The organism is Nocardioides dilutus (assembly GCF_054779555.1).
In genome coordinates this window covers 1,899,716-1,924,579 of the sequence record NZ_BAAGYA010000001.1, presented here as the reverse complement: position 1 = coordinate 1,924,579, position 24,864 = coordinate 1,899,716, and the positions used below count along the sequence as shown (strand labels likewise).

Sequence of the window (24,864 nt, the reverse complement as noted above, 5' to 3'; positions counted from 1 at the left end):
CCCGAACCGATCGTCCGATAGCCCTGACCCGCCAGTGGAGAAGACATGACCGCCGCCACGCCCGCCCAGCTGCCCGGCGACGACGAGCCGGTGCTCGTCATCGGGGCGGGACCCGTCGGCCAGACGGCGGCTCTGCTGCTGGCCCGGTGGGGCGTGCCCGTCGTGGTGCTGGACGCGCATGCCCAGCGAGACCCGGTCGGGAGCAAGGCGCTGGTCCAGCAGCGGGACGTGCTCGACATCTGGTGCGCAGCCGGCGTCGGCTCGCAGGTCGCGGCGGAAGGACTCACCTGGAAGCGCGGACGCACGTTCTACCGCGACCACGAGCTCTTCCTCACCGAGTGGGTCGACCGGGGTGCTTCCCCCCTGCCGGCGTTCGTCAACATCTCCCAAGCTCGGACCGAAGAACTCATGGACGCCGCGATGCAGGAGTCCCCCCTGATCGACATGCGCTGGGGCCACGAGGTGACCGGACTGGATCAGGACGACAGCGGGGTCACGGTCACGTGTCACACGGTCGACGGGGAGACACGGGTCCGCGGCAGCCACCTGGTGGCGTGCGCCGGCGCCCGCGGCGATGCCCTGCGCAGGCTTCTCGGCGTCGACTTCGAGGGACAGTCGTTCGCGGACCCCTTCCTCATCTGCGACATCCGCACCGACCTGGGTGACTGGTCACACGAGCGCCGCTTCTACTTCGACCCCGAGTGGAACCCAGGCCGTCAGGTGCTCGTGCACCCCTGTCCCGGGTCGGTCTACCGCATCGACTGGCAGGTAGCGCCGGGCTACGACCTGGACGCTGAGGTCGCCTCAGGCGCCCTGGACGAGCGGATCCGCAAGATCATCGGCGACACCGACTACGAGATCGTCTGGAAGTCCGTCTACCGCTTCCACGCGCGGGCCGCCTCGCGGATGAGGGTAGGACGCGTGCTGCTCGCCGGCGACCTCGCCCACATCGTGTCGCCGTTCGGCGCACGCGGGCTCAACTCGGGAGTCCAGGACGCCGACAATGCGGCGTGGAAGATCGCCTACGCACGCCTGGGCTGGGGCGACGAGGACGCCCTCCTGGAGAGCTACCACACAGAACGTCTCGCGGCCGCCTGGGAGAACATCGACGTCTCGAGCAGCACGATGGACTTCCTCGTGCCCCAGGACGAGGCTGCCCGGGAGCACCGGCGTCGGGTGCTCGAGCAAGCGGTGACCGATCCCAGCGTGCATCCCCTGGTCGACTCCGGCCGTCTGGCCGAGCCGTACTGGTATCCCGCCTCCCCTCTCGTCACACCGGACCCGACCCGAGCCACTCCCGTCCGGCCACCCAAGGGCCAGTACCCCGTCCCGGCCCCCGGAGCGATCGTCCCCGACTTCCCCGTCACCGTGCCCGGCCGTCCCGAGGTCACCCGGTTCCGGCAGCTGGCGCGTGAGGGCCTCCTCGCGGTCGTGACCACAGACGATGACTCCCCCGTGGGCACAGACTCGGTGACGATCGCGATGGCTGGGCTCCGAGCCGACATCGGGCTGCTCGTCCTGGACTCCGTGGATCCCCACGGGATCGGCAGGTCCGCGTTGGGCGCTCGGCCGGGCGAGGTCTGGTTGGTGCGTCCGGACGCCCACGTCGCTGCGGTCCTGACCTCTACGGAGGCGCTCGTGGCGGCGGTTGAACGTACGCTGGGACTCCTCACCGGCGACCAATCCCTCGGGCTGACCCGCCAGGCGGCATCATGAGCATGACGACCCTCGCACGTCCCAGCGGGACCACGACCCTGTCGACGGCCGACGTCGAGAGCGGCCGGGGCTTCGACTACTGGGCGGACGCCGTGACATCGACGTTCGTTCCCCTCGAGTGCCGGACCCAGCAGTCCGCGGCATTCCACGGCGACCTGGTCAACAGGTGCCTCGGGGACTTCCAGTTCACCCTCGTCAGCGCCGAAGCCCACCGGGTTGCGCGCACCCGCAAGATGATCGCTCTCAACGATCCCGGCTTGATGAAGGTGTGCCTCCAGGTGCGGGGCACAGGGCGGATCAACCAGGACGGCCGCGAGGCAGAGATCCTCCCGGGCGACCTCACCATGTACGACACCTCGCGGCCCTACGTGCTGTCGTACGACCACAACCCGCGAGGCTTCGAGACGCTGGTGTTCATGTTCCCGCAGGCCATGATGGGCCTCCCCGACGACGCGATGCTCCAGCTCACGGCCACCCGCGTCAACGGCACTGAGGGGATCGGCTTGCTCGTTGCGCCGTTCTTCCGCGGGATCGCGGAGGCCATTGCCCAGGACCGGCTCACCTTCAACGGGCGGCTCGCTCTCAACGCGGTCTCACTGCTGGAGACGGTCTATCGCGAGCGACTCGACAAGCCCGCAGGGGACGCCGAGGGCGCTGGGGCCGGCCGGCTGGTCATGATCCAGACGTGGCTGGATCGGCACCTCGCCGACCCGGCCCTGTCGCCGGAGCTGATCGCGAAGGCGCACCACATCTCGGTGCGCTACCTGCACCGCCTGTTCGCCGCAGATGAGACCAGCGTCTCGCGCTGGGTCAAGGAGCGCCGACTCGCTGGAAGTCGCCGCGAGCTGGCGGACCCGGCGCTGGTGCGTCTCTCGGTCGGCGCGATCGCCGCACGATGGGGCATGCACGACCCAGCCGCTTTCAGCCGTTCGTTCCGCGCCGCCTACGGAGTGAGCCCCCGCGAGTACCGCCTCCGCACCCTCGGCATGGGTCCCGGGGTCCTTCCTCCGCACAACGCCTGACGTACCCGGCGCCGGCCGCCGGTCACTTAGGCGCCATGGCTCGCCAGGTACGCGTTGTGCACGCGGTCCGGGTCGGCTCGCAGCGCGGCGGCCGGCTCCAGGAGCCGCATCCGCCCGCGGACGAGAACGCCTGCGGTGGACGCGACGGACAGCGCCACGCTGGTGAACTGCTCGATCAGCAGCACCCCCACCCCGGCCGCGGCGACCTGGCTGAGGGTCGGCACCAGCCGGCGCACGACGACGGGTGCGAGACCGAGCGAGAGTTCGTCGATGACCAGGAAGTCCGGGGGGTCGATGACCGCCTGGGCGATCGCCAGCATCTGCTGCTGTCCGCCGGAGAGCTTCCCGGCGGGCCGGTCCAGCAGCGCCTCCAGCTCGGGCAGGAGGGCGAGCACCCGTTCGCGCCCGGCGGCCTCGTCCTCGCGATCCATGCGGACGGCCGCGACTCGAAGGTTGTCCGAGACTGAGAGGCTCCGGAGGACGCGGTGCCCCTCGGGCACCGTTGCGACCCCGTGGGCCCGGACCTGCTCGGGCTCCAGTCGACCTAGGTCGGTGCTGCCGATGCGGACTGTCCCGGCGCGCGCCGGGATCAGGCCGGCCAGCGCGAGCACCAGGCTGGACTTGCCCGCGCCGTTGGGCCCCAGGAGCGTGGTGATCTCGCCACGTGGCACCGTCAGCGACACATCTCGCAGGACGTCCCGGCCGCCGCGGGCCACGGTGAGGCCGTCAACGACCAGGGCGTCCGCCAGCGACATGTCCTTGGTCTCCGTGCTCATGCGACGTCCTCCGTGCCCAGGTAGGCGCGCTTGACCACCGGGTCCTCGAGGACTCCGGCGGTGGGTCCATGGGCGATCAGCCGACCGAAGTCGAGCACGGCCAGGTCGCGGCAGACGTCTTGGACCAGGTCCATGTCGTGGTCGACCAACATCACCACCGTTTCCGGTGGCTCGGCCACGGCCTGGATCAGGGGCACCAAGCGCTTCGCGTCGGCCTCGGCCAAGCCGGCCCCCGGTTCGTCAAGGAGCACGAGCCGCGGGCGACCGACCATCGCGCGGGCGATCTCGAGCAGCCGTCGCTCCAGCATGCTGAGCACGCCGGCGGGCCGGTCCCAGCCGTGCAGGTCCACGGCCTCGAGCACGCGCTCGACGTCGTTGGCGGCGGCGCCGACGTTCTCGACGACGAGCTGGACGTTGTCGCGCACCGACAGGGTCAGCACGAGCTGCTCCTGCTGGAAGGACCGGCGCAGACCCCAGCGTGCCCGTCGGTGAGGTGCGAGCCGACCGATCCGCTCCCCGGCGAAGGTGATGTCACCGGCGACGGGCTCGACGAAGCCACTCAACACGTTGAGCATCGTGGTCTTGCCGGCCCCGTTGGGGCCGACGAGCCCGGTGACGCCTGGGGTCACATCGAGCGTCACGTGATCGAGCGGCATGACGCCCCCGAACCGGACCGTGAGATCGCGAAGCTCAAGCATGCTCGACCACCCTCTCCACGTCGTCGTCGACCACCGACGAGGCGGTTGGCGATGGTGGGATGAGCCGCAGTGCGATCGCGAGCGCGCTGAGCTGGCCCGCGAGTCCGGTCGGGGCAGTCATGACCGAGTGCACCAGGCCGATCCCGAACACCACGAGGATCAGGTTCCCGTCGAGGCCGAGCTGGTCGAGCAGTGGCGGCAGACCCGAGTAGAAGAACCCGGCGAGGGCCGCCCCGAGCAGGCTGTAGCCGCCTCCTATCAGGACGACGGCGAACAGCACGATCGACTGCTGGGCCGGGAAGCTGATCGGGTCCAGCCTCCCGTCGCCCGTGGCCAGGAGCCCCCCCGCGACTCCTGTGGCGAACGACGTCGCCACCAGGGCGACCAGGCGGTAGCGCGTTACGTTGACTCCGGTGGCGGCCGCTCCCGGAACCGACTGGCCGATCGCCATCCAGGCTCGTCCGGACCGGCCTCGGATCAGGATCCACAGGAGCAGGAACATGAGGCCCGCGACTGCCACCGTGTAGACGTAGAGGACTCGGTCGGACTCCAGGAAATCCGGACGCGGGAGCGAGGACGGCAGGACTGCTCCCTGGGCCTTGCCGAGGAAGCCGTCGCCCCCGTTGGGGAAGCCGACAGCGCCGAACACGACCTCGAACCCTGCGGCGGCCATCAGCGTCACGAGCGCGAGCGCGAGTCCGCTGAGCCGCAGACTCGGGAGCCCGATGAGCACCCCGACCACGGCCGTCACGGCCCCGGCGAGCAGCAGGAGCACCGGATGAGGAAGGGACACCTCGTGCCCGATGCGGAGGAAGGCCCAGCCACCGACGCCCACCAGGGCGACCTGGTTCAGCGAGACGAACCCAAGCCTGCCGTAGAGCACCTGGGCCCCGGCCGCCGCCACGGAGTAGATCGCACAGAAGGTCAGGATGCGCGTCCAGTACCCGCCGACGACCGAGGGCAGGGCGACGAGCACGACCGCGACGACGAGGAGCGCGATGAGCTGGCGCGGGTCGGGCTTCACACGAGTGAGGTTCACGTGGCTGTCCTTGTGGTGTAGCTGATCCGACGACCGAGCCACAGGGTGATGGCGACCGCAGCGACGAACGGCACCAGTGAGCGGTACGGGGCGAGCTCGGTCACCGGAGTCACCATGGCTTGGAGGACACCGATGGCGAGACCGCCGAGGAGCGTCCACCACAGCGACACCAGACGGCCCAGGAGCGCGGCCGCGATGGCGGCGATCACCAGGAAAGTGAGGTTGTTGGCGGTCAGCACCGTGAGGCTGGCGAGAGGAACCGCACTGAGGCCGGCCAGGACCCCCGAGATCGTCCACGCGAGCATCTCGACACGGCGGACCCGGACTCCTAGCAGGCTGGAGAGCTCGCGGTCGTCGGCCAGTGCCCGCATCGCGGTGCCGGTGCGGGTCACCCGGAGCAGCCAGGTCGCGGCGATGGTCACGACGACGGCGAGGACCAGCACAGCGACCTGCGTCATCGACACGCGCACCCCGGCGACGACGAAACCGTGGTCATCGGTCGGGAGGCGGAGCGTCCGGGCCTTGTCGTTCCAATGCCAGTTGCACAGCCCGAGGACCATCAGCGCCGGCCCGAGAGTGGCAGTGGCACGGACCACCGGGTCCTGGTGGGACAGCGCCCGGCCCACCAGACGTCCCCACAGCACGGACAGGACCGGCGCCGCCAGGAACCCCAGGGCCAAGGCCGGGAGAAGCGCCACCCGGTAGACCTGGTTGAGCTCCCAGCCGACGAGGACGGCGAGCGCGCCGTACGCCCCTTGGGCGAGGTTCAGCGTGCCTGAGGCGCGGTAGAGCAGGACGAGTCCGATGCCGGACAGGGCATAGATCGAGCCCATGGCCAGGCCGGCGATGACGAAGGGCAGCACAGCGTCTCCACGGTTTGTGGGTCGGGTGGAGGGCCGGGGGCTGCGCCCCGGCCCTCCACAGGGGCGTGGGCGTCAGCTACCGGTCAGCACGTCCGGGTTGGCCTGTTCGAAGGCGATGATGTCTGCGAGCCCCGGGTCCTGGGTCTCGAAGCAGTCGTTGGCCTTCTCGAACTCGCTGTCGGCTCCCAGCTTCACGTTGAGCAGCTGGTGGTTGGCGTTGTTGTGGCCGTTCGGGCCGGAGAAGTACCAGGCCTGGCACAGCATGTCCGTCTCGAACCCCTTGATCCCCTGAATGGCGGCGCTCACGGTCTCCCGCGAGATCGTGTCCGGGTCCAGCTCGAGCAGGGTGTCCACCAGGACCCGAGCCGCGAGGTAGCCGCCCTGAGAGAACGAGTCGCGGGGCTGGTCCGTCGTGCCGAAGTCCTGGAGCACACGGCGCCAGTTGAGGTTGTCCTCGCCCTCGGAGTCCAGCATCGAGAACTCCGAGTTCGACCAGAGCTTGTCGTTCCAGAAGCTGCCGATCTGACCGGGGAACGTGGTGTCGTAGCACGGAGTGAGGCAGGTGACCGTCGTGTCCTCACCGAGCGCCTGCTGCTCCGCCGCCTTGAGGTAGGTGGCGTTGTCGGCCGCAGCCCATCCGAGCGCAAAGGTGCCCGGCTTCTTGTCGCGCAGCTGGGTGACGAGGCTGGTCGCGTCCTCGATCGGCGGAGGCACGAGGTCGAAGTAGCTGATGTCCACCCCTTGCTCCTTGCCGTAGGCCTCGAGGCCCTCCTTCACCCAGTCACCGAGACCGGGGATGGTGTAGCCCGAGCCGGCAGCCGAGGTGACGCCGTTCTCCTCCACCTGCTGCTGGACCGCCGAGATCATCGACAGGCGGGGACCCGCGTTGAGTGCCGACATGTTCTTGGAGTAGAAGCACGGCTGGGGCACGCCCACGCCGAGGATGTCGTAGAGGTTGCCCTTCTCGTAGATCGGCTGGTTGATGCCGCATGCGATGAACGAGGCGCCGCCGGCCATGGCGACGACGTCGGTGTCACCGGCGAACTTGGTCGCGAGTGCGGACGCCTTCTGCGGGTCCAGCCCGTCGTCCTGTCGGTCGTACTCGATCGGCCGACCGTTGATGCCGCCGTTGGCGTTCACGCAGTCGAAGTACGCCTGGGCGGCCTTCGAGGACGACGAGAAGTCGATGCCGCCGGACTCCGTCGAGATCGCGCCGACCTTGATCGGCGCGCCGGTGGCCTCCTCGCCGTTGGACAGGCCGCAGGCGATCTCGCCGGAGAGCTGGTCGGCATCGATGTCCGAGTCGGCATCGTTGTCGTCGGAGGAAGCGCAGCCCGCGAGGGCTGCGACAAGCGCGCCGGCGGCAGCGAGACTCATGAGGCGAACTGCCAACATGTGAGAACTCCTAGAGGTGAAGGTCCGCCCGAGCGGGCCGGCAGGTGTGGTGATCGCCATCACTCTGCGCCCGACAGAACCCGCTGGCTTGACCGTCGGCGCACGGCTTGTTGTCAACCGGCGCACAACCGCCGCCCGGTAGTCCTTCAGCGACCGAGGAAGTCGACCAGGAGCTCGTTGACCTCGTCAGCGTGGGTCCAGGGCACGCCGTGCGGGGCGCCGTCGATCTCGACGTACGTCGAAGTGGGCAGGGCGTTGGCGAAGCGCCGGCCGGTGGCGTCGATGGGGAGGATGTTGTCGCCGTTCCGTGCACGATCAGAGCCGGGATGTCGATCTTCTCGATCTCGCCGCGGAAGTCGGTCAGCCAGGTCGGCTGGGCCCAGACCGGGGCGAACAGCCCGTCGAGGACGCCCTGCGGAACAGCCTCGGGTTGTCGTCGGCCTGAAGCAGGTAAGGCTCGAGGGAGTCGAGGAAGACCGCCTTGGTACCCCCGACCGGATTCGAACCGGCGCTACTGCCGTGAGAGGGCAGCGTGCTAGGCCGCTACACAACGGGGGCGAGACAACCTGCGAGAGCGTACAGAAACCCCGCGTGCGGGCCCAAATCGCTGGCTGTTTCGCTGGGATACTAGGACTCGAACCTAGACTAACTGGACCAGAACCAGTCGTGCTGCCAATTACACCATATCCCACTGTATTACTGGTGTTAGGCCCGGTTTGCCGCTGTTGTCACCGGGCTCCAGACCGAGGCGAAACCTTACACGCGCCGCTCAGACCCCTCCAAAACCGAGGTCGTCCTGGCGACTCCCATGCGGCGGGCGACCCAGGTCGCCAGCCCGAGGTAGGCCAGGGACTGGGTGAGGGTGACCGGCAGCTGCCACCAGCTGCCGCCGCTGGGGTTGAGGGCCGAGGTCATGTCGCTGTAGGCGAGTGCGAAGCCGTAGGCCAGGAAGTTGTTGAGCACGTGCATGGCGATGCCTGCCTCGAGCCCGCCGGTGGTGATGACCAGGACCCCCGCGACCAGCCCGAAGGCGAGCCGGTCGACGAAGACCGGCGCGTCCTGCGCGCCGTGCGCGAGCGCGAACAGCACCGCCGGGAGCAGCACCGCGGCGGCCCGGCCGGCCTGGGGGCCGAGCGGGGCGAAGATCCCGCCGAAGGCCTGGGTGAGGTAGCCCCGGAACGCGTACTCCTCCCCCGCGGCCTGGAGCGGCGTGAGCAGGACGATGACGAGGACGAAGTCGCGGGTCGTGGTCGTCCACTCGTTGAGCTCACCGCTCATCTCGGCGGCCTCGCCCGCACTCGGCAGGAGGGTGGCGACGACCACGGTCACGACCAGCGCGACGAACGCCAGGCCGAAGCAGGCCGCCATCCAGCCCCACCGCAGCCGGGGAGCCACGGAGGACAGCCAGCCGGGGCGGAGCCGGTGCAGCAGCCAGGTGAGCAGGAGGCACACGGGGATCAGCGCGGCCAGGCTGACGTTGAGGAACCCGAGCACCAGCGGGGTGACGTTGTCCGTGTCGGCGAACCTGTTCGTCGCTTCCTCCACGCTGTCGCCCTGGGTGAGCAGGATGACCAGGAGGACGAGCCCCAGGATGGCCGGCACGACGAAGAAGCTCAGCGCCAAGGAGACGACGCCGACCGCGGGGCGCCACCAGCCTTCCGCACCGGCGCGCTGGATCAGGTGGTACTCGACGGAACCGATCGGCGCCGCCGGAGCCGGCGGCTCGGGATGAACGTAGCCGGGCGGTGGCCACCCGCCGTACGGGTTGTGGGTCACCCCGCCGCCCGTGCCAGCCGACCCAGGCTGCGCTCGCGGCCGAGCAGCTCCAGGGACTCGAAGAGCGGGGGCGAGACCTTCCGCCCCGACACGGCCACCCGCACCGGGCCGAACGCGACCCGGGGCTTGAGCTCGCGCTTCTCCACCAGCTCTGCCTGCAACGCCTCCTGGATCGCGGCGGTCGACCACTCGGAGAGTCCCGACAGCGCCTCGTGCGCCGCGCGTACGACGTCGCGGCCGGCCTCGTCGATCTCGTCGAGGACCTCGAAGGCGTCCTCGTCGACGAACAGGAAGCCGAGCATCGGCACTGCCTCGGTGAGCTTGTTGATCCGCTCGGCCACCAACGGCATGGCCAGGTCGAGGAGCTGCCGGTCCGGCAGCGAGGTCGGGTCGACGACCCCTGCGGCCTCGAGGAACGGCAGCACCCGCTCGGTCATCTCCTCGACCGACAGCATCCGCATGTGCGCGGCGTTGATCGCGTCGGCCTTCTTCTCGTCGAAGCGGGCCGGGTTGGGGTTGACGTCGGCGATGTCGAACGCGGCCACCATCTCCTCGAGGGTGAACACGTCGCGGTCGGGGGCGATCGCCCAGCCGAGCAGGGCGAGGTAGTTGAGCAGGCCCTCGGGGAGGAAGCCGGCGTCGCGGTAGGCGATGAGGTGCGCCTTCGGGTCGCGCTTGCTGAGCTTCTTGTTGCCCTCGCCCATGACGTAGGGCAGGTGCCCGAACCGGGGCACCTCCTTGGCGATCCCGAGCTCGGTCAGCGCCGCGTAGAGCGCGAGCTGCCGGGGCGTGCTCGACAGCAGGTCCTCGCCGCGCAGGACGTGGGTGATCTGCATGAGCGCGTCGTCGACCGGGTTGACCAGCGTGTAGAGCGGCTCGCCGTTGGCCCGGCACAGCGCGAAGTCCGGCACGAACTGCGTCTCGAAGGTGATCTCGCCGCGGACCAGGTCGTCCCAGGTCAGCGAGCCCTCCGGCATCCGGAAGCGGACGACCGGCTTGCGGCCCTCCTCCTCGAACACCATCAGCTGCTCGTCGGACAGGTCGCGGCAGAAGCCGTCGTAACCCATCACCTTGGAGCCGGACGCCTTGCGCCGCGCGTCGACCTCCTCGGTGGTGCAGTAGCAGTCGTAGGTGAACCGGGTGCCGCGCAGCTGCGCGAGCACGTCGAGGTAGATGTCGGTGCGCTCGCTCTGGCGGTAGGGGCCGAACTCGCCGCCCTTGAGCGGGCCCTCGTCCCAGTCGAGCCCGAGCCACTGCATGACCTCGATCAGGCCGTCGTAGGACTCCTGGGTGTTGCGGGCGTGGTCGGTGTCCTCGATCCGGAACACGAAGGTGCCGCCGTGGTGGCGTGCGAACGCCCAGTTGAACAGGGCGGTGCGCGCCAGGCCGACGTGCGGGCTGCCGGTCGGGCTGGGCGCCATCCGCACCCGGACGGGACTGGCGGTCATCGGGTCGCCACCGTGTTGGTCAGCGAGCCGATCCCCTCGATCGACACCTCGACCTCGTCGCCGACCTCCATCGGCCCGACACCCTCGGGCGTGCCGGTGAGGATCACGTCGCCGGGCAGCAGCGTCATCACGCTGCTGACGTGGGCGATGAGGGAGGGGATGTCGAAGATCAGGTCGGCGGTCGTGCCGTCCTGGACGACGTCACCGTTGAGGTGGGTCTGCAGCCGGCGTCCCTTGGCGAAGTCATCGGGGTCGAGGTCGGTCTCGATCCAGGGGCCGAGCGGACAGAACGAGTCGAAGCCCTTGGCCCGGGTGAACTGGACGTCGCTCTTCTGCAGGTCGCGGGCGGTCACGTCGTTGGCGATCGTGTAGCCGTGGATCACGTCGGTCGCCTGCTCGGGGGGTACGTCGCGGCAGATCCGGCCGATCACGACCGCGAGCTCGCCCTCGTAGTGGAGGTTGCTGGTCTGCGGCGGGTAGATGATCTGGTCGCCCGGCCCCACCACGCTGGTGTTGGGCTTGAGGAACATCAGCGGCTCGTCCGGGACGTCGCTGCCCATCTCGGCCGCGTGCGCGGCGTAGTTGCGGCCGATCCCCACGACCTTGCTCCGCGGCAGCACCGGCGCGAGCAGCCGGACGTCGGCGAGCCGGTGCTCCTCCTCGAGCAGCTTGATGCCGACGTAGAGCGGGTCTCCGGCGAGCGCCACGATGACGCTGTCCTCCCCCGGCTCGCCGTGCTGGTCGAGGTCGCCGGTGACGACGCCGTACTGAGGGTCCTCACCGGTGGTGAATCGGGCGATGCGCACCGTCCGACCCTATCTGCGCGACACACGCTCCCTGACCCGCTCCTCCAGGCCCGCCAGGTGGGACGTGGCCTGGGCCACCGCGCGGCGCTCGCGGGCCGGCAGGTCGCCGAGCGCCCCGGCGATCACCTCGATCCTCCGGTCGGCGGCCGCGCGCATCAGGGCACTCCCTGCGTCGGTCGCCGTCACGACCACCATGCCCGCGTGGTCGGGGTGCGCCGTCCGCGCCGCGAGGCCGAGGTCGCACAGCGCGTCGACGAGCCGGGACATGGTCGCGCTGGTGACCTCCTCGTCCCGGGCGAGCCTCCCGAGGGTGCGCGGCCCCCCGAAGTGCAGGACCGAGAGCGCACTTAGCCGGGCCGGTGTGAGGCCGGACTCCGCGTCGACCCGGTGCATGGCCCGCAGGAGGTGGATGGCGAACGAGTTGAGCCGCCGCCCTGCCTCGGTCAGGTCTTCCGCACTCACACGACACATGTTAGTTTCACCAACGACCGTTAGCAGACCTAACTCAAGGGGTGTCGGCGATGCACCTGACCCAGGTGGCCCTGAGGGCCACGGACCTCGACCGCGCCGCGACGTTCTACTCCGACCTGCTCGGCGCCGAGCCGACCGGCCGCTTCGACCCGCCGGGGCTGCTGTTCTTCGACCTCGACGGCACCCGGCTGCTGCTCGACGCCAACGCGCCCTCCTCGATGCTCTACCTGGAGGTCGACGACGTCCGCACCCGCGTCGAGGAGCTGCGCGACAAGGTCAGCGTCGTCACCGAGCCGCACCAGATCTTCAGCCACGAGGACGACACGCTCGGCCCGGCCGGCACCGAGGAGTGGCAGGCGTTCATCACCGACTCCGAGGGCAACATGGTCGGGCTGGTCAGCTTCGCGCCCCTATCCTGACCCGATGCGCGTGCTCGACCGGGTCGTCCTCGACGAGGCGGTCTGGCATGCCCGGGCCGCCGCACACGAGGCTCGCGTCGATGCCTTGGTCGCCGACCACCTCGGGCGCCGCCGCGACGGTGTGAAGCATCCGGTGCACGACTTCCTGTTCACCTACTACTCGTTCCGGCCGGCCCAGCTCCGCCGCTGGCACCCCGGCTACGGCGTCGCGCTGGCCGGCCGCGAGCCGGAGGCCCTGACCGACGCCGACGTGGCCGCCCGACGACCTCTGGTCGAGAGCATCCACACGCTGCTCGTCGCCACCGCCGGGCGCCCTGCCAACTTCGGCTGCTTCGGCATGCACGAGTGGGCGATGGTCTACCGCCAATCGCAGGAAGAGACCCGGCACGCCACGTGGCCGTTGCGGCTCGGAGCCGCCGGCACCGACGAGGTCGTGGAGTCGCACCGGATCGCCTGCTCGCACTTCGACGCGTTCCGCTTCTTCACCGAGCCGGCCCGGCAGCTCAACACCCTGTCCCCCGGCCCGCACGACCGCCCCGCGTTCGAGCAGCCGGCCTGCCTGCACGCCGGGATGGACCTCTACAAGCACGCCTTCCGGCTCTCCCCGCTCGTGCCGTCCGAGCTGGTGGCCGACTGCTTCGAGCTGGCGCGCGACATCCGCGTGCTCGACATGCGGGCCGCGCCTTACGACCTGACCGAGATCACGCTCGATCCCACCGGAGAGCCGTGGACTCCCATCGAGGTCGAGACGCCACAGGGCAAGAGGGCGTATGCGGATGCGCAGAGAGCATTCGCCGACGCGGCCGTTCCCCTCCGCCAGGAGCTGATCTCGACCTGCGAACAGCTCCTTCGAATCACGCGCTGATCAAGACCCGTTGCCGTGCGCACGCCGCGACTCTGTGGCGGTAGGCATCTAGGTAGGCAGGGTCCTCGTGGAGCGCGAGGAGCGCGTCCAGGCTCGGATACTCGCCCACCACCACCAGGTCCCACGTCTCGTCGTCACCGACGAGGTTGCCCTGATGACTGCCGAAGTGGACGAACCTCCCGCCCACGCGGTCGAGGGCCGGCGCCGACACGGCGGCATAGCTGTCGAACGCCTCCCGCCCCGTCACCGCCAGGTCCGTGACCGACCCGTAGTCGGCGATACCCCGGAACGCGAACAGGTTGACGAGAGTCACCGGACGATCGCTCGGGATGGACAGCATGTGCCCCCATTGGTCCTGTGTCGGGCCGCCGATCTCCGCATACAACCGGCCGAGCCGGTGCACCCGAGCGGCGAGGACTTGCTGGCGAGTCATGGCCCGGGAAACCGCGGCGGCCGCTCGTGCATTCCCCGGACCGGGGCGGGCCCTCCGGCTCTCCCCGCTGGTCCCGTCGTGGCCGGTTCGGACGGATCCAGTTCAGAGGTAGAGACAGAAGGGGTGGCCGGCCGGGTCCAGCAGGACCCGGACCCGCTCCTGGGGCTGGAACGCCGCCAGCTCGGCGCCGCACTCGACGGCGTACGTCACCGCCTGCTCGAGGTCGTCGACCTGGAGGTCGAGGTGCAGCTGCATCTGCTGGTCGCCCGGGCCGGCCGGCCACACCGGGGGCACGTGGTCCGGCTCGGTCTGGCAGGCCAGGTTGTAGCCGGTCGTCTCGTCCGGCGCGACCGAGACGAACCCCGGGTCGGACTCGTCGGGGTAGAGCTGCCAGCCGAGCAGCCGGGCGTAGAACTCGGCCAGGGCCTGGGCGTTCGGAGCGCCGAGCACGACGCCGAACCAGGTGGTCTTGTCGGAGCGGAGCGGCATGCTGTCCATCATGGTCACGATCGGCTTCGAGGCGGAGCTCTGGGAGCACGAGAGCCAAGGTGCGTGGTGCTTCGTCACGGTGCCGGAGGAACCCAGCGAGGACATCCGGCTCAGCGGTGCGATGCCGGCCGGCTTCGGCTCCTACCGGGTCGAGGTCACCGTGGGCGCCACGACCTGGCGCACGTCGGTGTTCCCCGCCTCGGAGTGCTTCGTGCTGCCGGTCAAGAAGGCGGTGCGCCGGGCCGAGGGCATCGAGGTCGGCGATGCCGTGGCGGTGAGCCTGGACGTCCTCCTGGCCGAGTGAGCCCGCCCGGCATACTTCTGCGCATGACGCAGTCGTTCTTCGACCAGCTCGCCGCCTCCGTGCTCGACGGCAAGCCCGCCACCGAGGACGACGCTCTGGCGGTCCTCCGGGCGCACGACGACGAGCTGATGGACGTCGTCGCGGCGGCGTCCCGGCTCCGCCGTGAACACTTCGGCAACACCGTCAAGGTCAACTACCTGGTCAACCTCAAGTCCGGGCTGTGCCCCGAGAACTGCAACTACTGCTCCCAGGCCCTCGGCTCCAGCGCCGACATCCTCAAGTACAAGTGGCTGAGCACCGACGAGGCGCTCGAGCAGGCCGCCGCCGGCCTCAAGGGCGGTGCGACCCGGGTGTGCATGGTCTCCAGCGGCCGTGGTCCCACCAACAAGGACGTCGACCGGGTCGCCGACATGGTCGGCTCGATCAAGGCCGAGCACCCCGACGTGGAGATCTGCGCCTGCCTCGGGCTGCTCAAGGACGGCCAGGCCGAGCGGCTGCGCGAGGCCGGGGTGGACGCCTACAACCACAACATCAACACCGCCGAGTCCCACCACGAGCAGATCGTCCAGACCCACACCTACGCCGACCGCGTCGACACGGTCCAGAAGGCCAAGGGCGCGGGTCTCTCGCCGTGCAGCGGCCTGATCGCCGGTCTCGGCGAGACCGACGAGCAGCTGGTCGAGGCGCTGTTCGCACTCAGGGATCTCGAGTCGGACTCGATCCCGGTCAACTTCCTGATGCCCTTCGACGGCACGCCTTACGAGAACGTCTGGGACCTCACCCCGATGCGCTGCGTCAAGATCCTGGCGATGGCGCGCTTCGTGTGCCCGGACAAGGAGATCCGGATCGCCGGCGGCCGCGAGATGCACCTGCGCAGCCTCCAGGGGCTGGCGCTCCAGGTCGCCAACTCGATCTTCCTCGGCGACTACCTCACTTCCGAGGGCCAGGCCGCCGAGGCCGACCTCGAGCTGATCCGCGACCACGGCTTCACCGTGCTGGGGGCGGCGCCCCAGGCGCCCGCGGCGCCCCAGACGTACGACCCCGCCAAGCGCCGCCGCGGTGCCGGCACCGCCGTCGCGCCCAATGCTTGAGACTCCGCACCACCTGCTCGCGTACGACCGCGAGCACCTCTGGCACCCCTACACCTCGATGACGGAACCGACACCGGTCCGGCTGGTGGAGAGCGCCTCCGGCGTACGCATCCGCCTGGCTGACGGCACCGAGCTCGTCGACGCCATGTCGTCGTGGTGGGCGGCGCTGCACGGCTACGCGGTCCCGGAGCTCGACGCCGCCGTACGCCGCCAGCTCGACGACATGGCGCACGTGATGTTCGGCGGGCTCACCCACGCCCCCGCGGTCCGGCTCGCCGAGCGCCTGGTCGCCCTCGCCCCCGACGGGCTCGACCGCGTGTTCCTCGCCGACTCGGGGTCGGTGAGCGTCGAGGTGGCGCTGAAGATGGTGCTCCAGCACCAGCGCGGCCTCGGCCGGCCGGAGCGCACCCGGATGCTGACGCTGCGCGGCGGCTACCACGGTGACACGTTCGGCTGCATGAGCGTGTGCGACCCGGTGGGCGGCATGCACTCGATGTTCAGCGGCGTCCTGCCCGAGCAGGTCTTCGCCGACCAGCCGCCGGCACCGGGCGGTGATGTGGAGGGCTGGGCCGCGGGCTTCCGCGAGCTGGCCGCCGGGCACGCTCTCGAGCTGGCCGGGATCGTCGTCGAGCCACTGCTCCAGGGCGCCGGCGGGATGCACGTCTACGACGCGTCCTGCCTGCGGGTGATGCGCGAGGTGGCCGACCAGCACGGGCTGCTGCTGGTCTTCGACGAGATCGCCACCGGCTTCGGCCGCACCGGCACCTTCTTCGCGGCCGAGGCCGCCGGGGTGGCCCCCGACATCATGTGCGTCGGCAAGGCACTCACCGGCGGCTACCTGACCCTCGCCGCCGTCCTGACGACGGCCGAGGTCGCCCGCGGCGTCTCAGCGTCGGAGTCAGGGGTGCTCATGCACGGCCCCACCTACATGGGCAACCCGCTGGCGTGCGCGGTCGCGCTGGCCAGCCTCGACCTGCTCGAGTCGTCGGGCTGGCGGGCCAACGTGGCCAGGGTCGGTGCGGGGCTGAGTGCCGGGCTCCGGCCGCTGCGCGGCCTGCCGGGCGTCTCCGACGTGCGCACGATCGGTGCCGTCGGTGTCGTCCAGCTCGACCACCCGGTCGACGTCGTCAAAGCGACCGACGCCGCCGCCGAGGAGGGCGTGTGGCTGCGCCCGTTCCGCGACCTGATCTACACGATGCCGCCCTACGTGACCTCCGACGACGACGTCGCGCAGATCTGCCGGGCGATCGGCCGGGCGGTGGAGGTCGGATGAACGTCGACAAGCCCTGGTCGGACTGGCTGGCGCAGCAGGCCGTACGCCGCGACGACGCCGGCCTGCGCCGCACCCTGCTCCCCCGCGGCAGCGCCGACGGGCTGGTCGACCTGGCCGGCAACGACTACCTCGGCCTGGCCCGCGATCCCGTGGTCGTCGCGGCCGCGGCGGCAGCCGCCCAGCGGTGGGGCGCCGGCGCCGGGGCGTCCCGGCTGGTCACCGGCACGCTCGACCTGCACGTCGACCTCGAGCACGCGCTGGCGGCGTACGCCGGCCAGCCGGCCGCGCTGGTCACCAGCAGCGGCTATGCAGCCAACCTCGCCGTTGTCACCGCGCTCGTCGGCCGCGGGTGCCTGGTCGTCTCCGACGCCCACATCCATGCCTCCCTGGTCGACGCGGCCCGGCTCTCGCGCGCCGAGGTCGCTGTCGTGCCCCACTCGTCCGTCGACGCGGTCCGCCTCGCGCTCGAGAGCGCCGACGGCCGGCGGGTGTTGGTGCTGGCGGAGTCGATCTACTCGGTCCTCGGCGACGAGGCGCCGCTCGTCGAGCTGGCCGAGGTCTGCGCCGAGCAGGGCGCGCTGCTGCTGGTCGACGAGGCGCACGGCCTGGGGGTGCACGGCCGTGGAGTGGTCCACCGGCTCGGCCTGGCCGGGCTGCCACACGTGGTGGTGACGCTGACCCTGTCCAAGGCGCTGGGCAGCCAGGGCGGCGCCGTGCTCGGCCCACCGGAGCTCATCGACCACCTGGTCAACACCGCCCGGCCGTTCATCTTCGACACTGCGCTGGCGCCCGCCGCAGCGGGAGCTGCGCTGGCCGCGCTCGGCGTGCTGCGTGACCGCCCAGGTCTCCCGCGGCTGGTCCGAGCCCGGGTCGACGACCTCGCCCACCAGCTGGGCGTGGACGCGCCGCAGGGGGCCGTCGTCTCCCTGCCGATGCCCTCACCGCAGGCCGCGGTGGCCGCGCAGGCCGCGGCGCGGGCGCAGGGCGTCCTGGTCGGCTGCTTCCGGCCGCCCTCGGTGCCCGACGGCGTGTCCCGGCTGCGGATCACCGTGAGCGCCGGCGTCACCGACGAGGATTGGGCCCGTGCCGTGACCGTCCTGGCCGGCATTGCCAAGGAGAGCCGATGAGTGTCGTCCTGGTCACCGGCACGTCGACCGGGGTCGGCAAGACGGTGGCGACCGCGGCGCTCGCCGCCACCGTGACGGGCACCGTCGTCGTGGTCAAGCCCGTGCAGACCGGCGCCGCTGACGGCGACTCCGACGCGCGCGAGGTCGCCCGGCTCACCGGCGTCGAGACCGTCGAGTGGACCACCCTCGACGAGCCGCTCGCTCCCGACACCGCCGCCCGCCGGCAAGGCGTCGAGATCCCGCACGTCGGGTCCTACGTCGCCCCGATCGCCGCCCTGCCGTTCGAGACCGTGATCGTCGAGGGCGCCGGCGGGCTCCTCGTCCGGCTCGACTCGGACGGCGGCACGCTGCTGGACCTCGCGACGATGCTGGCCGCCGTCACCGAGGTCGAGGTAGTGGTCGTCGCGTCCGCGGGGCTGGGCACGCTCAACCACACCCAGCTCACGGTCGATGCGCTCCAGGCGCACGGCCTGACCGTTCCTGGCATCGTCGTCGGCTCGTGGCCGGCCGACGCCGGGCTGGCCGAGCGCTGCAACCTCGAGGACCTGCCGCGCGTCACCGGACTTCCACTGCTCGCGGTGCTGCCCGAGGGAGCGGGCGCGCTCGACCGGGACGAGTTCCGGGCCGCGGCGCCCGGCTGGTTCACCGCCAAGGAGCAGTGACGCAGGTCCGACCCACGCCCGACCGCCGACGGCTGGCCGGTGAGATCACCCGCTCCTGAGCGGGCCGTTCAGGAACCACCGGTGACCGAACGGGTCACGCAGCACCGCGACCCGGCCGGCCTGCTCGTCGTCGGTGGGAGCGCGGTCCAGCGTCGCTCCGCCGTCGGCCATGCGACGGGCGAGCCCGTCCACGTCGTCCACCGCGAGGTGCAGCGTGACCGCGGCGCCGCGGGTCGGGTCCGGCCCCTGCACGTCGTAGTCCGGGAACTCCCCGGACATCATCCAGCCGGCCCCGTCGAGGGCCATCTCGACGTGGCCGAGTCGTCCGTCCGGCATGGTGATCGGGTCGTAGGTCACCTCGGCGCCCAGCACCTCGCGGTACCACTCGATCGCCGCATGCCCGTCGGCCACGCAGATGAACGGCGTCAGGTCAGCCATTGCTCTCCTCCTCGGTCGGTTCCAGCGGCTGCATGAAGGACCACAGGCCGCCCTCGCTGTCGCGGGCGGCGTACTCGCGGACGCCGTAGGGCATCTCGGTCGGCCCGTAGACGACCTCCGCACCCGCCGCGACCGCGCGGGCGTGGTGCGCGTCGACGTCGTCGACGTCGACCGCCATGCAGTGCGAGGCGGTGCCGGACGTCGCGGGCGACGCCAGGCGGAACTCCGGCGACTCCTGATGCATCCAGATCACCCCGTCGCCGGCGAAGACCTCTCCGTGGACCACACGACCGTCGCCGTCCCGGGTCAGCTCGCCGGCCACCAGCCCGAACACGTCGACCAGGTGCCGTTGCGCGGCCTCGATGTCGCGGTAGACCAGGAGTGTCAGCCGGCGGACCGCGGCCGGCTCGTCGCCCAGCCCGGCCAGCAGGTCGAGCAGCTCCTCGTCACGCGGCCGGTCACCGGCCAGCAGCCGTGCCTCCACCGACCGCACCCGCTCGCGCTGTCGCGCTAGCGACACCTGGCGCTCGTCGACGCCGGCCAGGTGTCGACGCGTGATGGCAAGCAGGTCGACGCCGTCCGGGTCGACGTGGGCGAGCGGCGTCCCGAGGTCGCGGAGCAGCCGGATCCGGTAGAGCCGGTCGATCGCCGCGGCGTCGTACCTGCGTCGGCCGGACCCGTCGCGCGGCGGGTCCAGCAGCCCGAGCTCCTCGTAGTAGCGCAGCGTGCGCTGCGTGAGGCCGGTGCGCTCGGCCACGTCGCCGATGGTGAGGTCCATGGCGCCGACGCTAGGACCTCACGTCACGTCAGGAGCAAGTCTCACCAGACATCGCCGTCCCGCCAGTCGCAGGTGAGGTCGCCGTCGAGATCGAGGGGCGTGTCGCCGGGCAGCACGAGCACCCAACCCTCGTCGTCCTCCGTGCGCACCCGGCCCTCCGGGGTCAGGGCGTGGAGCGAGCCGCGCCAGCGCTGCCAGCCTCGGGACTCGTAGAGCAGCATCCCGTCGTCGGTCGCCCCCAGGGCCAGGAGATCGTAGGCCGGGGCGAGCGCCTCGAGTCCGGCCATCACGGCCGAGCCGACGCCGCGTCGTCGGTGCGAGGCAGCGGTGGCCACCGCCTCGACGTAGCCGGCGCGCAGCGCCCGACCACCGTGCAGCATCCGCCGCATGACGAGCGCACCGTGCCCGACCAGCCGCCCGCCGTCGTGGACCAGGACGTGCTGGCCGCCGAGCGCGTGCTCCCAGTCCTCCTCGCCGAACCGCTCGTCCTCCGGCAGGTCGGCGAAGGCCTCGTCCATCAGTGCCCGGGCCGCCGCGAGGTCGGCCGGGGAGGCGTCGGCCGTGTGGGTCCGGGTCGTCCTCACCAGCCCGGCGGCTTCCGGTCGATCCACGGCGCGGCCTCCTCGACCCGGGCGCACAGCGCGAGCAGCAGCTCCTCCTCGGCCGGGCGGGCCGCGAGCATGACGCCCACCGGCAACGTCGCGCCCTCGGTGGACTGCGTCCAATGCAGTGGCAGCGAGGCAGCGGGCATCCCGGTGACGTTCCACGCCGAGGTCCAGGGCGTGAAGGCCTTCTGCGCCTCGAAGTCCGCCGCCGGGTCGGCGTCATTGCGGATCGCGCCGACGGGCAGCGGCGGTGTGGCGAGGGTTGGGGTCAGGACGATGTCGTACGGCGCGAGTGCCTCGAGCGCCCTCGCGGCGTACCGGCGCATCGCGCCGATCGCCAGCCCGAACTCCGGGGCATCGACCGCTCGACCGCGTTCGGTGAGCCACGTCGTGAGTGGGCGCAGCAGGTGCTCCCGCTCCGCAGGGACTACGGAGAGGGCGGTCAGGACGGCCCAGCACGTCTCGAAGATCGGCACGGCCTCGGGCGGCAGGGGAACTTCGACGTCCTCGACCCGGTGGCCGAGCGACTCCAGGAGCCGCGAGGCGTCCACCACCGCCTCGAGGCAGGCCTCGTCCACACTGACATCGGCGATCACCGGGTCGGTGAACCTGGCGATCCGTAGCGTGCCTGGATCCCGGTCACACGCACTCAGGAACGTCCCGGAAGGAGGTGGGGCCCAGGCAGGATCGCCAACCCGACGACCGGCGAGCACGTCCAGCATCGCCGCCGCGTCGCGCACGGTCCGGGAGATCGGGCCCGCCGTCGCCAGCCCCACCGGGTCCCCATACATCGGATAGCCGCTGATCCGCCCGCGCGTGGGCTTGAGACCGAACAGCCCGCAGCAGGACGCCGGGATCCGGATTGAACCGCCACCATCCGAGCCCTGCGCCACCGGCACCAGGCCTGCCGCCACGGCCGCGGCCGCGCCGCCGGAGGAGCCGCCGGCCATCCGGGTCCGGTCCCACGGCGTGACCGCCGGCGGGTAGCCTTCCGGCTCGGTGTAGCACGGCGAGCCGAACTCCGGTGTCGAGGTCTTGCCGATACTCACCATGCCCGCGGCCTCCAGGGCGAGCGTGACGGCGTCACTCACGTCGGGGACGAAGTCGGCGAACGCAGGAGAACCGAAGCGCGTCGGCACCCCCGCGGTGAGGTTGAGGTCCTTGATCGCGGTGGGGACCCCGAACAGCGGGCCGTCCTCCGCGCCCGGAGCCAGGACCCGGGCCCGCTCGCGCGCGAGCTCGGGCGTCAGCGTTACGAACGCGCCCAACGTCTCCGGACCGGAGTCGAGACGCTGGGCGCGCTCGAGGTAGTGCTCGGTCAGCTCGGCAGGCGACACCTCGCGGCGTCGCACCAGGTCGCCCTGCTCCAGGGCGGTCAGGTCGTGCAGGTCGGCCACGGCCCAGACGGTAGCCCGCGCGGCCCGCCCCAGCCGGCCGGCCTCGTCGAGATACACGAATTGGCTGCGCTGGAACCTGCCCGACAGCCAATCCGTGCGTCTCGACGCCCCATGGGGGTCAGGCGGCGGCCGTCTCCTGGCCGGCGTCGACGAGGCGGCGGACCGCGTCGTCGATCTTGGCGCGGACCTCGGCGTCGGCGAACACGTCGACCTCGAGGCTCGACTGGGAGACGACGAGGTCGTCGACGACCGCTGCGCCGGCGATCCGGGCCGAGCGCAGCGTGTCCTCGTGGGCCCACTTGCCGCCGTACGGCGTGGGCGTGACGCCGATGACGCCGAGCGGCTTGCCGGAGATGGCGCCGACGCCGTAGGGGCGGGACAGCCAGTCGATGGCGTTGTTGAGGACCGCCGGCATGGTGCCGTTGTACTCCGGCGTCACGACGAGGAGCCGGTCGGCGCCCGCGACCCGCTCGCGCAGCGCCGCAGCGGCCGGCGGGAGGTCGGGACCGTCAAGGTCCTCGTTGTAGAAGGGCAGGGCGTCGAGCCCGTCGGCGAGCTCGACGGTGACGCCCGCGGGCGCGTGGTCGCGGATCGTCTCGGCGAGGCGACGGTTGACGGAGCCGGCCCGCAGGGAGCCGACCAGGACGAGGATGGATGTGGTCATGGTGGCTAAGCGGACCGTGGTCCGTTTATATTCCCTCGGGTCCGGACGGGTCCGGCCCTACGCTGATCCCGCCATGGCCGACCGACCCCTGCTCCCGCTCCTGGGAGAGACGCCGCGCGAACGCAGCGACGCCGCCCGCAACCGCGAGGCGCTGCTGCGCGCCGCCCAGGAGATCGCCGACAGCTGCGGCTACGACGCGGTCACCATGGACGCAGTGGCGGCCCGGGCCGGGGTGGGCAAGGGCACCGTCTTCCGGCGGTTCGAGTCTCGCGAGGGACTCATGGGCGCACTGCTCAACGCCTCCGAGACGGAATGGCAGGCCATGGTCATGTCCGGCCCTCCGCCCCTTGGGCCGGGCGCGCCACCGATGGACCGCCTCCTGGCCTTCGGCCGTTCCCGCCTCGACATCGTGCTCCAGCACGCCGACCTGATCCGCAACGCCGGCTTCAGCGGAGCGAACCGCTCCTACGCGGCGTACTCCTTCGCAGCGACCCACGTCCGCTACCTGCTCGGCGAGCTCGGCGTCCGCGGCGACATCGCGCTCCTGGCGGTGGCGCTGATGGCTCCGCTGGAGCTCCCGATCCTCGACCAGCAGGTGCGCATCGAGCACATCGACATCGAGCGCATCTATGCCGGCTGGGTCGACCTGGCCCACCGCATCACCAGGCCCCAGTAGACCTCGACCGCCATGCTCAGGAATCGATGTGATGCCTGCGCAGCCCGAACGTCAGCCCGTCGACGAGGGCGCCCCACGACGCCTCGATCACGTTGTGCCCTACCCCGACGGTGACCCACGACGACTCTCCGTCGCTGGTCTCGATCAGCACCCGGGTGATGGCGTCGGTGCCGTGGCCCTGGTCGACGATGCGCACCTTGTAGTCGATGAGCTCGAACTTCGCGACCTCGGGGAACGCCTGGCCGATGGCCGTGCGCAGCGCCTGGTCGAGGGCGTTGACCGGGCCGTTGCCCTCACCGGTGACGACGTAGCGCACGCCCTCCGCCTGCAGCTTCACCGTCGCCTCGGAGGCGGCCTCCTCGCCGGGCCGCGAGTCGGTGATCACCCGCCACGACTCGACCTCGAAGTACGCCGGGCGCACCCCCTCGACCATCTCGGCCAGCAGCAGCTCGAACGACGCGTCGGCCGCCTCGAACGTGAAGCCCCGGGCCTCGAGCTCCTTGACCCGGTCGGTCACCGCGGTGACCAGGTCACGGTCAGAGGACAGGTCGAAGCCGAGCTCACGCCCCTTGAGCTCGATCGAAGCCCGGCCGGCCATGTCGGAGACCAGCAGCCGCATGTCGTTGCCGACCCGTTCGGGCTGGGTGTGCTGGTAGAGGTCGGGATCCACCTTGATCGCGCTCGCGTGCAGCCCGGCCTTGTGCGCGAACGCCGAGGCCCCCACGTAGGGCTGTCGCGAGGCCGGAGGGAAGTTGGTGACCTCCGCGACCGCGTGTGCGATCCGGGTCGACTCCTGCAGCAGACCCGGGGGCAGCACCGCCCGGTCCAGCTTGAGCTCCAGGTTGGCCACGACCGTCACGAGGTCGGCGTTGCCGGTGCGCTCGCCGTAGCCGTTGATGCAGCCCTGCACGTGCGTGGCGCCGGCGGCGACGGCGGCGAGCGAGTTGGCCACCGCGCAGCCGCTGTCGTTGTGGGCATGGATGCCGACCCGCACCCCGGTGGTGCCGATGACGTCGTGGACGACGTCTGCGACCCAGTCCGGAAGCATCCCGCCGTTGGTGTCACACAGGGCGATGACGTCCGCTCCGGCCTCGTAGGCCGTGCGCAGCACCTCGAGCGCATAGTCGCGGTTGGCGCGGTAGCCGTCGAAGAAGTGCTCGGCGTCGAGGAACACTTGCTGTCCCTCGGCCCTCAGGTGGCTGACGGAGTCGCGGACCATCTCGAGGTTCTCCGCCAGCGTGGTGCGCAGCGCGAGCTCGACGTGCCGGTCGTGGGACTTCGCGACCAGCGTCACGACCGAGGCGCCGCTGTCGCGCAGCGCGGCGACCTGCGGGTCGTCGGCGGCGGCCAGGCCGGCCCGACGGGTGGCCCCGAACGCCGCGAGCTTGGCGTGCTTCAGGTCGAGCTCGGTCGCGGCGCGGCGGAAGAACTCGGTGTCCTTGGGGTTTGCCCCGGGCCAGCCACCCTCGATGTAGCCGACCCCCAGCCCGTCGAGCTGCCGGGCGATGGTCAGCTTGTCGGCGACCGAGAGGTTGAGCCCCTCCTGCTGGGCGCCGTCGCGCAGCGTGGTGTCGTAGACGTGGAACGAGCCATGGAGGTCCATCTGGGTTCTTTCGGGTCGAGGCATAAAAAA

Annotated in this window: 27 protein-coding genes and 2 tRNA genes; 10 read left to right on the top strand and 19 right to left on the bottom strand. The window is 71.1% G+C overall.

What is annotated here, in order from left to right:
• Positions 1–45 precede the first annotated feature (45 nt).
• Positions 46–1,716 carry an FAD-dependent monooxygenase gene (locus ACYVC6_RS09420; RefSeq protein ID WP_460713258.1) on the top strand — a complete coding sequence of 557 codons (1,671 nt, stop codon included), beginning with the start codon at positions 46–48 and terminating at the stop codon, positions 1,714–1,716.
• A complete protein-coding gene (locus ACYVC6_RS09415; RefSeq protein WP_460713257.1) occupies positions 1,713–2,738 on the top strand; it encodes an AraC-like ligand-binding domain-containing protein in 1,026 nt (341 codons plus the stop codon). Before ACYVC6_RS09420 ends, ACYVC6_RS09415 begins: the two co-directional genes overlap by 4 nt.
• A 26-nt stretch (positions 2,739–2,764) precedes the next feature.
• Here ACYVC6_RS09415 and ACYVC6_RS09410 read toward each other — a convergent pair whose 3' ends face one another.
• The 11 genes from ACYVC6_RS09410 to ACYVC6_RS09360 form a co-directional block, all read right to left on the bottom strand.
• On the bottom strand, positions 2,765–3,514 hold the full coding sequence (locus ACYVC6_RS09410; protein WP_460713255.1) for an ABC transporter ATP-binding protein: 750 nt from the start codon (positions 3,512–3,514) through the stop codon (positions 2,765–2,767).
• Positions 3,511–4,212, bottom strand: a complete 702-nt coding sequence (locus ACYVC6_RS09405) for an ABC transporter ATP-binding protein (RefSeq protein ID WP_460713253.1) — start codon at positions 4,210–4,212, stop codon at positions 3,511–3,513. Before ACYVC6_RS09405 ends, ACYVC6_RS09410 begins: the two co-directional genes overlap by 4 nt.
• Positions 4,205–5,251 carry a branched-chain amino acid ABC transporter permease gene (locus tag ACYVC6_RS09400; RefSeq protein ID WP_460713251.1) on the bottom strand — a complete coding sequence of 349 codons (1,047 nt, stop codon included), beginning with the start codon at positions 5,249–5,251 and terminating at the stop codon, positions 4,205–4,207. The genes ACYVC6_RS09405 and ACYVC6_RS09400 overlap by 8 nt, the downstream gene beginning before the upstream one ends.
• The gene (locus ACYVC6_RS09395; RefSeq protein WP_460713249.1) at positions 5,248–6,114 is read right to left on the bottom strand and encodes a branched-chain amino acid ABC transporter permease; all 867 of its coding nucleotides are present in this window, start codon (positions 6,112–6,114) and stop codon (positions 5,248–5,250) included. The genes ACYVC6_RS09400 and ACYVC6_RS09395 overlap by 4 nt, the downstream gene beginning before the upstream one ends.
• A 72-nt stretch (positions 6,115–6,186) precedes the next feature.
• A complete protein-coding gene (locus ACYVC6_RS09390; protein WP_460713247.1) occupies positions 6,187–7,509 on the bottom strand; it encodes an ABC transporter substrate-binding protein in 1,323 nt (440 codons plus the stop codon).
• 482 nt (positions 7,510–7,991) lie between these two features.
• Positions 7,992–8,067, bottom strand: a tRNA-Glu gene (locus ACYVC6_RS09385).
• Positions 8,068–8,128: 61 nt separating this feature from the next.
• A tRNA-Gln gene (locus tag ACYVC6_RS09380) sits at positions 8,129–8,200 on the bottom strand.
• A 65-nt stretch (positions 8,201–8,265) separates the two neighbouring features.
• Positions 8,266–9,285 carry a lysostaphin resistance A-like protein gene (locus ACYVC6_RS09375; protein WP_460713245.1) on the bottom strand — a complete coding sequence of 340 codons (1,020 nt, stop codon included), beginning with the start codon at positions 9,283–9,285 and terminating at the stop codon, positions 8,266–8,268.
• Positions 9,282–10,733 (bottom strand): glutamate--tRNA ligase, encoded by a 1,452-nt coding sequence (gene gltX, locus ACYVC6_RS09370; RefSeq protein WP_460713243.1) that lies wholly within the window; start codon positions 10,731–10,733, stop codon positions 9,282–9,284. The genes ACYVC6_RS09375 and gltX overlap by 4 nt, the downstream gene beginning before the upstream one ends.
• Positions 10,730–11,539, bottom strand: a complete 810-nt coding sequence (locus ACYVC6_RS09365; RefSeq protein WP_460713241.1) for a fumarylacetoacetate hydrolase family protein — start codon at positions 11,537–11,539, stop codon at positions 10,730–10,732. Before ACYVC6_RS09365 ends, gltX begins: the two co-directional genes overlap by 4 nt.
• 9 nt (positions 11,540–11,548) lie before the next feature.
• Positions 11,549–12,001: a MarR family winged helix-turn-helix transcriptional regulator gene (locus ACYVC6_RS09360; RefSeq protein ID WP_460713239.1), complete on the bottom strand. Its 453-nt coding sequence runs from the start codon at positions 11,999–12,001 to the stop codon at positions 11,549–11,551.
• Positions 12,002–12,060: 59 nt separating this feature from the next.
• Between ACYVC6_RS09360 and ACYVC6_RS09355 the strand changes: the two genes are divergently transcribed.
• Positions 12,061–12,429: a VOC family protein gene (locus ACYVC6_RS09355; RefSeq protein ID WP_460713237.1), complete on the top strand. Its 369-nt coding sequence runs from the start codon at positions 12,061–12,063 to the stop codon at positions 12,427–12,429.
• Positions 12,430–12,433: 4 nt separating this feature from the next.
• The gene (locus ACYVC6_RS09350; RefSeq protein ID WP_460713235.1) at positions 12,434–13,294 is read left to right on the top strand and encodes a 3-methyladenine DNA glycosylase; all 861 of its coding nucleotides are present in this window, start codon (positions 12,434–12,436) and stop codon (positions 13,292–13,294) included.
• Here the strand turns inward: ACYVC6_RS09350 and ACYVC6_RS09345 are convergent.
• Both ACYVC6_RS09345 and ACYVC6_RS09340 read right to left on the bottom strand, forming a co-directional pair.
• The gene (locus tag ACYVC6_RS09345; protein WP_460713233.1) at positions 13,284–13,727 is read right to left on the bottom strand and encodes a DUF1330 domain-containing protein; all 444 of its coding nucleotides are present in this window, start codon (positions 13,725–13,727) and stop codon (positions 13,284–13,286) included. The two genes, ACYVC6_RS09350 and ACYVC6_RS09345, sit on opposite strands and share 11 nt — an antisense overlap.
• A gap of 102 nt (positions 13,728–13,829) precedes the next feature.
• On the bottom strand, positions 13,830–14,216 hold the full coding sequence (locus ACYVC6_RS09340; protein WP_460713231.1) for a VOC family protein: 387 nt from the start codon (positions 14,214–14,216) through the stop codon (positions 13,830–13,832).
• On the opposite strand from ACYVC6_RS09340, the gene ACYVC6_RS09335 reads away from it, so the two are divergent.
• Genes ACYVC6_RS09335 through bioD form a run of 5 tightly spaced genes read left to right on the top strand, consistent with a single transcriptional unit; the run spans position 14,215 to position 18,673 of the window.
• Positions 14,215–14,520 carry a DUF1905 domain-containing protein gene (locus ACYVC6_RS09335; RefSeq protein WP_460713229.1) on the top strand — a complete coding sequence of 102 codons (306 nt, stop codon included), beginning with the start codon at positions 14,215–14,217 and terminating at the stop codon, positions 14,518–14,520. The genes ACYVC6_RS09340 and ACYVC6_RS09335 overlap by 2 nt on opposite strands.
• A gap of 23 nt (positions 14,521–14,543) precedes the next feature.
• Positions 14,544–15,611 carry a biotin synthase BioB gene (gene bioB, locus ACYVC6_RS09330; protein ID WP_460713227.1) on the top strand — a complete coding sequence of 356 codons (1,068 nt, stop codon included), beginning with the start codon at positions 14,544–14,546 and terminating at the stop codon, positions 15,609–15,611.
• Positions 15,604–16,884, top strand: coding sequence for an adenosylmethionine--8-amino-7-oxononanoate transaminase (locus tag ACYVC6_RS09325; RefSeq protein WP_460713225.1), 1,281 nt, complete (start codon positions 15,604–15,606; stop codon positions 16,882–16,884). Before bioB ends, ACYVC6_RS09325 begins: the two co-directional genes overlap by 8 nt.
• Positions 16,881–18,011 (top strand): 8-amino-7-oxononanoate synthase, encoded by a 1,131-nt coding sequence (locus ACYVC6_RS09320; RefSeq protein ID WP_460713223.1) that lies wholly within the window; start codon positions 16,881–16,883, stop codon positions 18,009–18,011. Before ACYVC6_RS09325 ends, ACYVC6_RS09320 begins: the two co-directional genes overlap by 4 nt.
• Complete coding sequence (bioD, locus tag ACYVC6_RS09315; RefSeq protein WP_460713221.1) at positions 18,008–18,673, top strand: dethiobiotin synthase; 666 nt, start codon at positions 18,008–18,010, stop codon at positions 18,671–18,673. Before ACYVC6_RS09320 ends, bioD begins: the two co-directional genes overlap by 4 nt.
• A 45-nt stretch (positions 18,674–18,718) precedes the next feature.
• On the opposite strand, the gene ACYVC6_RS09310 is transcribed toward bioD, so the two are convergent.
• The 5 genes from ACYVC6_RS09310 to ACYVC6_RS09290 all read right to left on the bottom strand — a co-directional run bounded on the left by ACYVC6_RS09310 (position 18,719) and on the right by ACYVC6_RS09290 (position 22,555).
• Positions 18,719–19,111, bottom strand: a complete 393-nt coding sequence (locus ACYVC6_RS09310) for a VOC family protein (protein ID WP_460713219.1) — start codon at positions 19,109–19,111, stop codon at positions 18,719–18,721.
• Positions 19,104–19,889 (bottom strand): MerR family transcriptional regulator, encoded by a 786-nt coding sequence (locus ACYVC6_RS09305; RefSeq protein ID WP_460713217.1) that lies wholly within the window; start codon positions 19,887–19,889, stop codon positions 19,104–19,106. Before ACYVC6_RS09305 ends, ACYVC6_RS09310 begins: the two co-directional genes overlap by 8 nt.
• A gap of 41 nt (positions 19,890–19,930) precedes the next feature.
• Positions 19,931–20,500: a GNAT family N-acetyltransferase gene (locus ACYVC6_RS09300; protein WP_460713215.1), complete on the bottom strand. Its 570-nt coding sequence runs from the start codon at positions 20,498–20,500 to the stop codon at positions 19,931–19,933.
• Positions 20,470–21,891 (bottom strand): amidase, encoded by a 1,422-nt coding sequence (locus tag ACYVC6_RS09295; protein WP_460713213.1) that lies wholly within the window; start codon positions 21,889–21,891, stop codon positions 20,470–20,472. The genes ACYVC6_RS09300 and ACYVC6_RS09295 overlap by 31 nt, the downstream gene beginning before the upstream one ends.
• A 118-nt stretch (positions 21,892–22,009) precedes the next feature.
• A complete protein-coding gene (locus ACYVC6_RS09290) occupies positions 22,010–22,555 on the bottom strand; it encodes an NADPH-dependent FMN reductase (RefSeq protein ID WP_460713212.1) in 546 nt (181 codons plus the stop codon).
• Positions 22,556–22,628: 73 nt separating this feature from the next.
• Between ACYVC6_RS09290 and ACYVC6_RS09285 the strand changes: the two genes are divergently transcribed.
• Positions 22,629–23,231 carry a TetR/AcrR family transcriptional regulator gene (locus ACYVC6_RS09285; protein WP_460713209.1) on the top strand — a complete coding sequence of 201 codons (603 nt, stop codon included), beginning with the start codon at positions 22,629–22,631 and terminating at the stop codon, positions 23,229–23,231.
• Between the two features lie 16 nt (positions 23,232–23,247).
• Here the strand turns inward: ACYVC6_RS09285 and cimA are convergent, their stop codons facing one another.
• Positions 23,248–24,834, bottom strand: coding sequence for a citramalate synthase (gene cimA / locus ACYVC6_RS09280; protein ID WP_460713343.1), 1,587 nt, complete (start codon positions 24,832–24,834; stop codon positions 23,248–23,250).
• Positions 24,835–24,864 lie beyond the last annotated feature (30 nt).

Excerpts from the sequence above, each read along its gene's own strand:
- ACYVC6_RS09420 (WP_460713258.1), top strand. The coding sequence starts at position 46 with ATGACCGCCGCCACGCCCGCCCAGCTGCCCGGCGACGACGAGCCGGTG.
- ACYVC6_RS09415 (WP_460713257.1), top strand. The coding sequence starts at position 1,713 with ATGAGCATGACGACCCTCGCACGTCCCAGCGGGACCACGACCCTGTCG.
- ACYVC6_RS09410 (WP_460713255.1), bottom strand. The coding sequence starts at position 3,514 with ATGAGCACGGAGACCAAGGACATGTCGCTGGCGGACGCCCTGGTCGTT.
- ACYVC6_RS09405 (WP_460713253.1), bottom strand. The coding sequence starts at position 4,212 with ATGCTTGAGCTTCGCGATCTCACGGTCCGGTTCGGGGGCGTCATGCCG.
- ACYVC6_RS09390 (WP_460713247.1), bottom strand. The coding sequence starts at position 7,509 with ATGTTGGCAGTTCGCCTCATGAGTCTCGCTGCCGCCGGCGCGCTTGTC.
- gltX (WP_460713243.1), bottom strand. The coding sequence starts at position 10,733 with ATGACCGCCAGTCCCGTCCGGGTGCGGATGGCGCCCAGCCCGACCGGC.
- ACYVC6_RS09355 (WP_460713237.1), top strand. The coding sequence starts at position 12,061 with ATGCACCTGACCCAGGTGGCCCTGAGGGCCACGGACCTCGACCGCGCC.
- ACYVC6_RS09350 (WP_460713235.1), top strand. The coding sequence starts at position 12,434 with ATGCGCGTGCTCGACCGGGTCGTCCTCGACGAGGCGGTCTGGCATGCC.
- ACYVC6_RS09345 (WP_460713233.1), bottom strand. The coding sequence starts at position 13,727 with ATGACTCGCCAGCAAGTCCTCGCCGCTCGGGTGCACCGGCTCGGCCGG.
- ACYVC6_RS09335 (WP_460713229.1), top strand. The coding sequence starts at position 14,215 with ATGCTGTCCATCATGGTCACGATCGGCTTCGAGGCGGAGCTCTGGGAG.
- ACYVC6_RS09340 (WP_460713231.1), bottom strand. The coding sequence starts at position 14,216 with ATGCCGCTCCGCTCCGACAAGACCACCTGGTTCGGCGTCGTGCTCGGC.
- bioB (WP_460713227.1), top strand. The coding sequence starts at position 14,544 with ATGACGCAGTCGTTCTTCGACCAGCTCGCCGCCTCCGTGCTCGACGGC.
- ACYVC6_RS09325 (WP_460713225.1), top strand. The coding sequence starts at position 15,604 with ATGCTTGAGACTCCGCACCACCTGCTCGCGTACGACCGCGAGCACCTC.
- ACYVC6_RS09320 (WP_460713223.1), top strand. The coding sequence starts at position 16,881 with ATGAACGTCGACAAGCCCTGGTCGGACTGGCTGGCGCAGCAGGCCGTA.
- bioD (WP_460713221.1), top strand. The coding sequence starts at position 18,008 with ATGAGTGTCGTCCTGGTCACCGGCACGTCGACCGGGGTCGGCAAGACG.
- ACYVC6_RS09310 (WP_460713219.1), bottom strand. The coding sequence starts at position 19,111 with ATGGCTGACCTGACGCCGTTCATCTGCGTGGCCGACGGGCATGCGGCG.
- ACYVC6_RS09305 (WP_460713217.1), bottom strand. The coding sequence starts at position 19,889 with ATGGACCTCACCATCGGCGACGTGGCCGAGCGCACCGGCCTCACGCAG.
- ACYVC6_RS09290 (WP_460713212.1), bottom strand. The coding sequence starts at position 22,555 with ATGACCACATCCATCCTCGTCCTGGTCGGCTCCCTGCGGGCCGGCTCC.
- ACYVC6_RS09285 (WP_460713209.1), top strand. The coding sequence starts at position 22,629 with ATGGCCGACCGACCCCTGCTCCCGCTCCTGGGAGAGACGCCGCGCGAA.
- cimA (WP_460713343.1), bottom strand. The coding sequence starts at position 24,834 with ATGGACCTCCATGGCTCGTTCCACGTCTACGACACCACGCTGCGCGAC.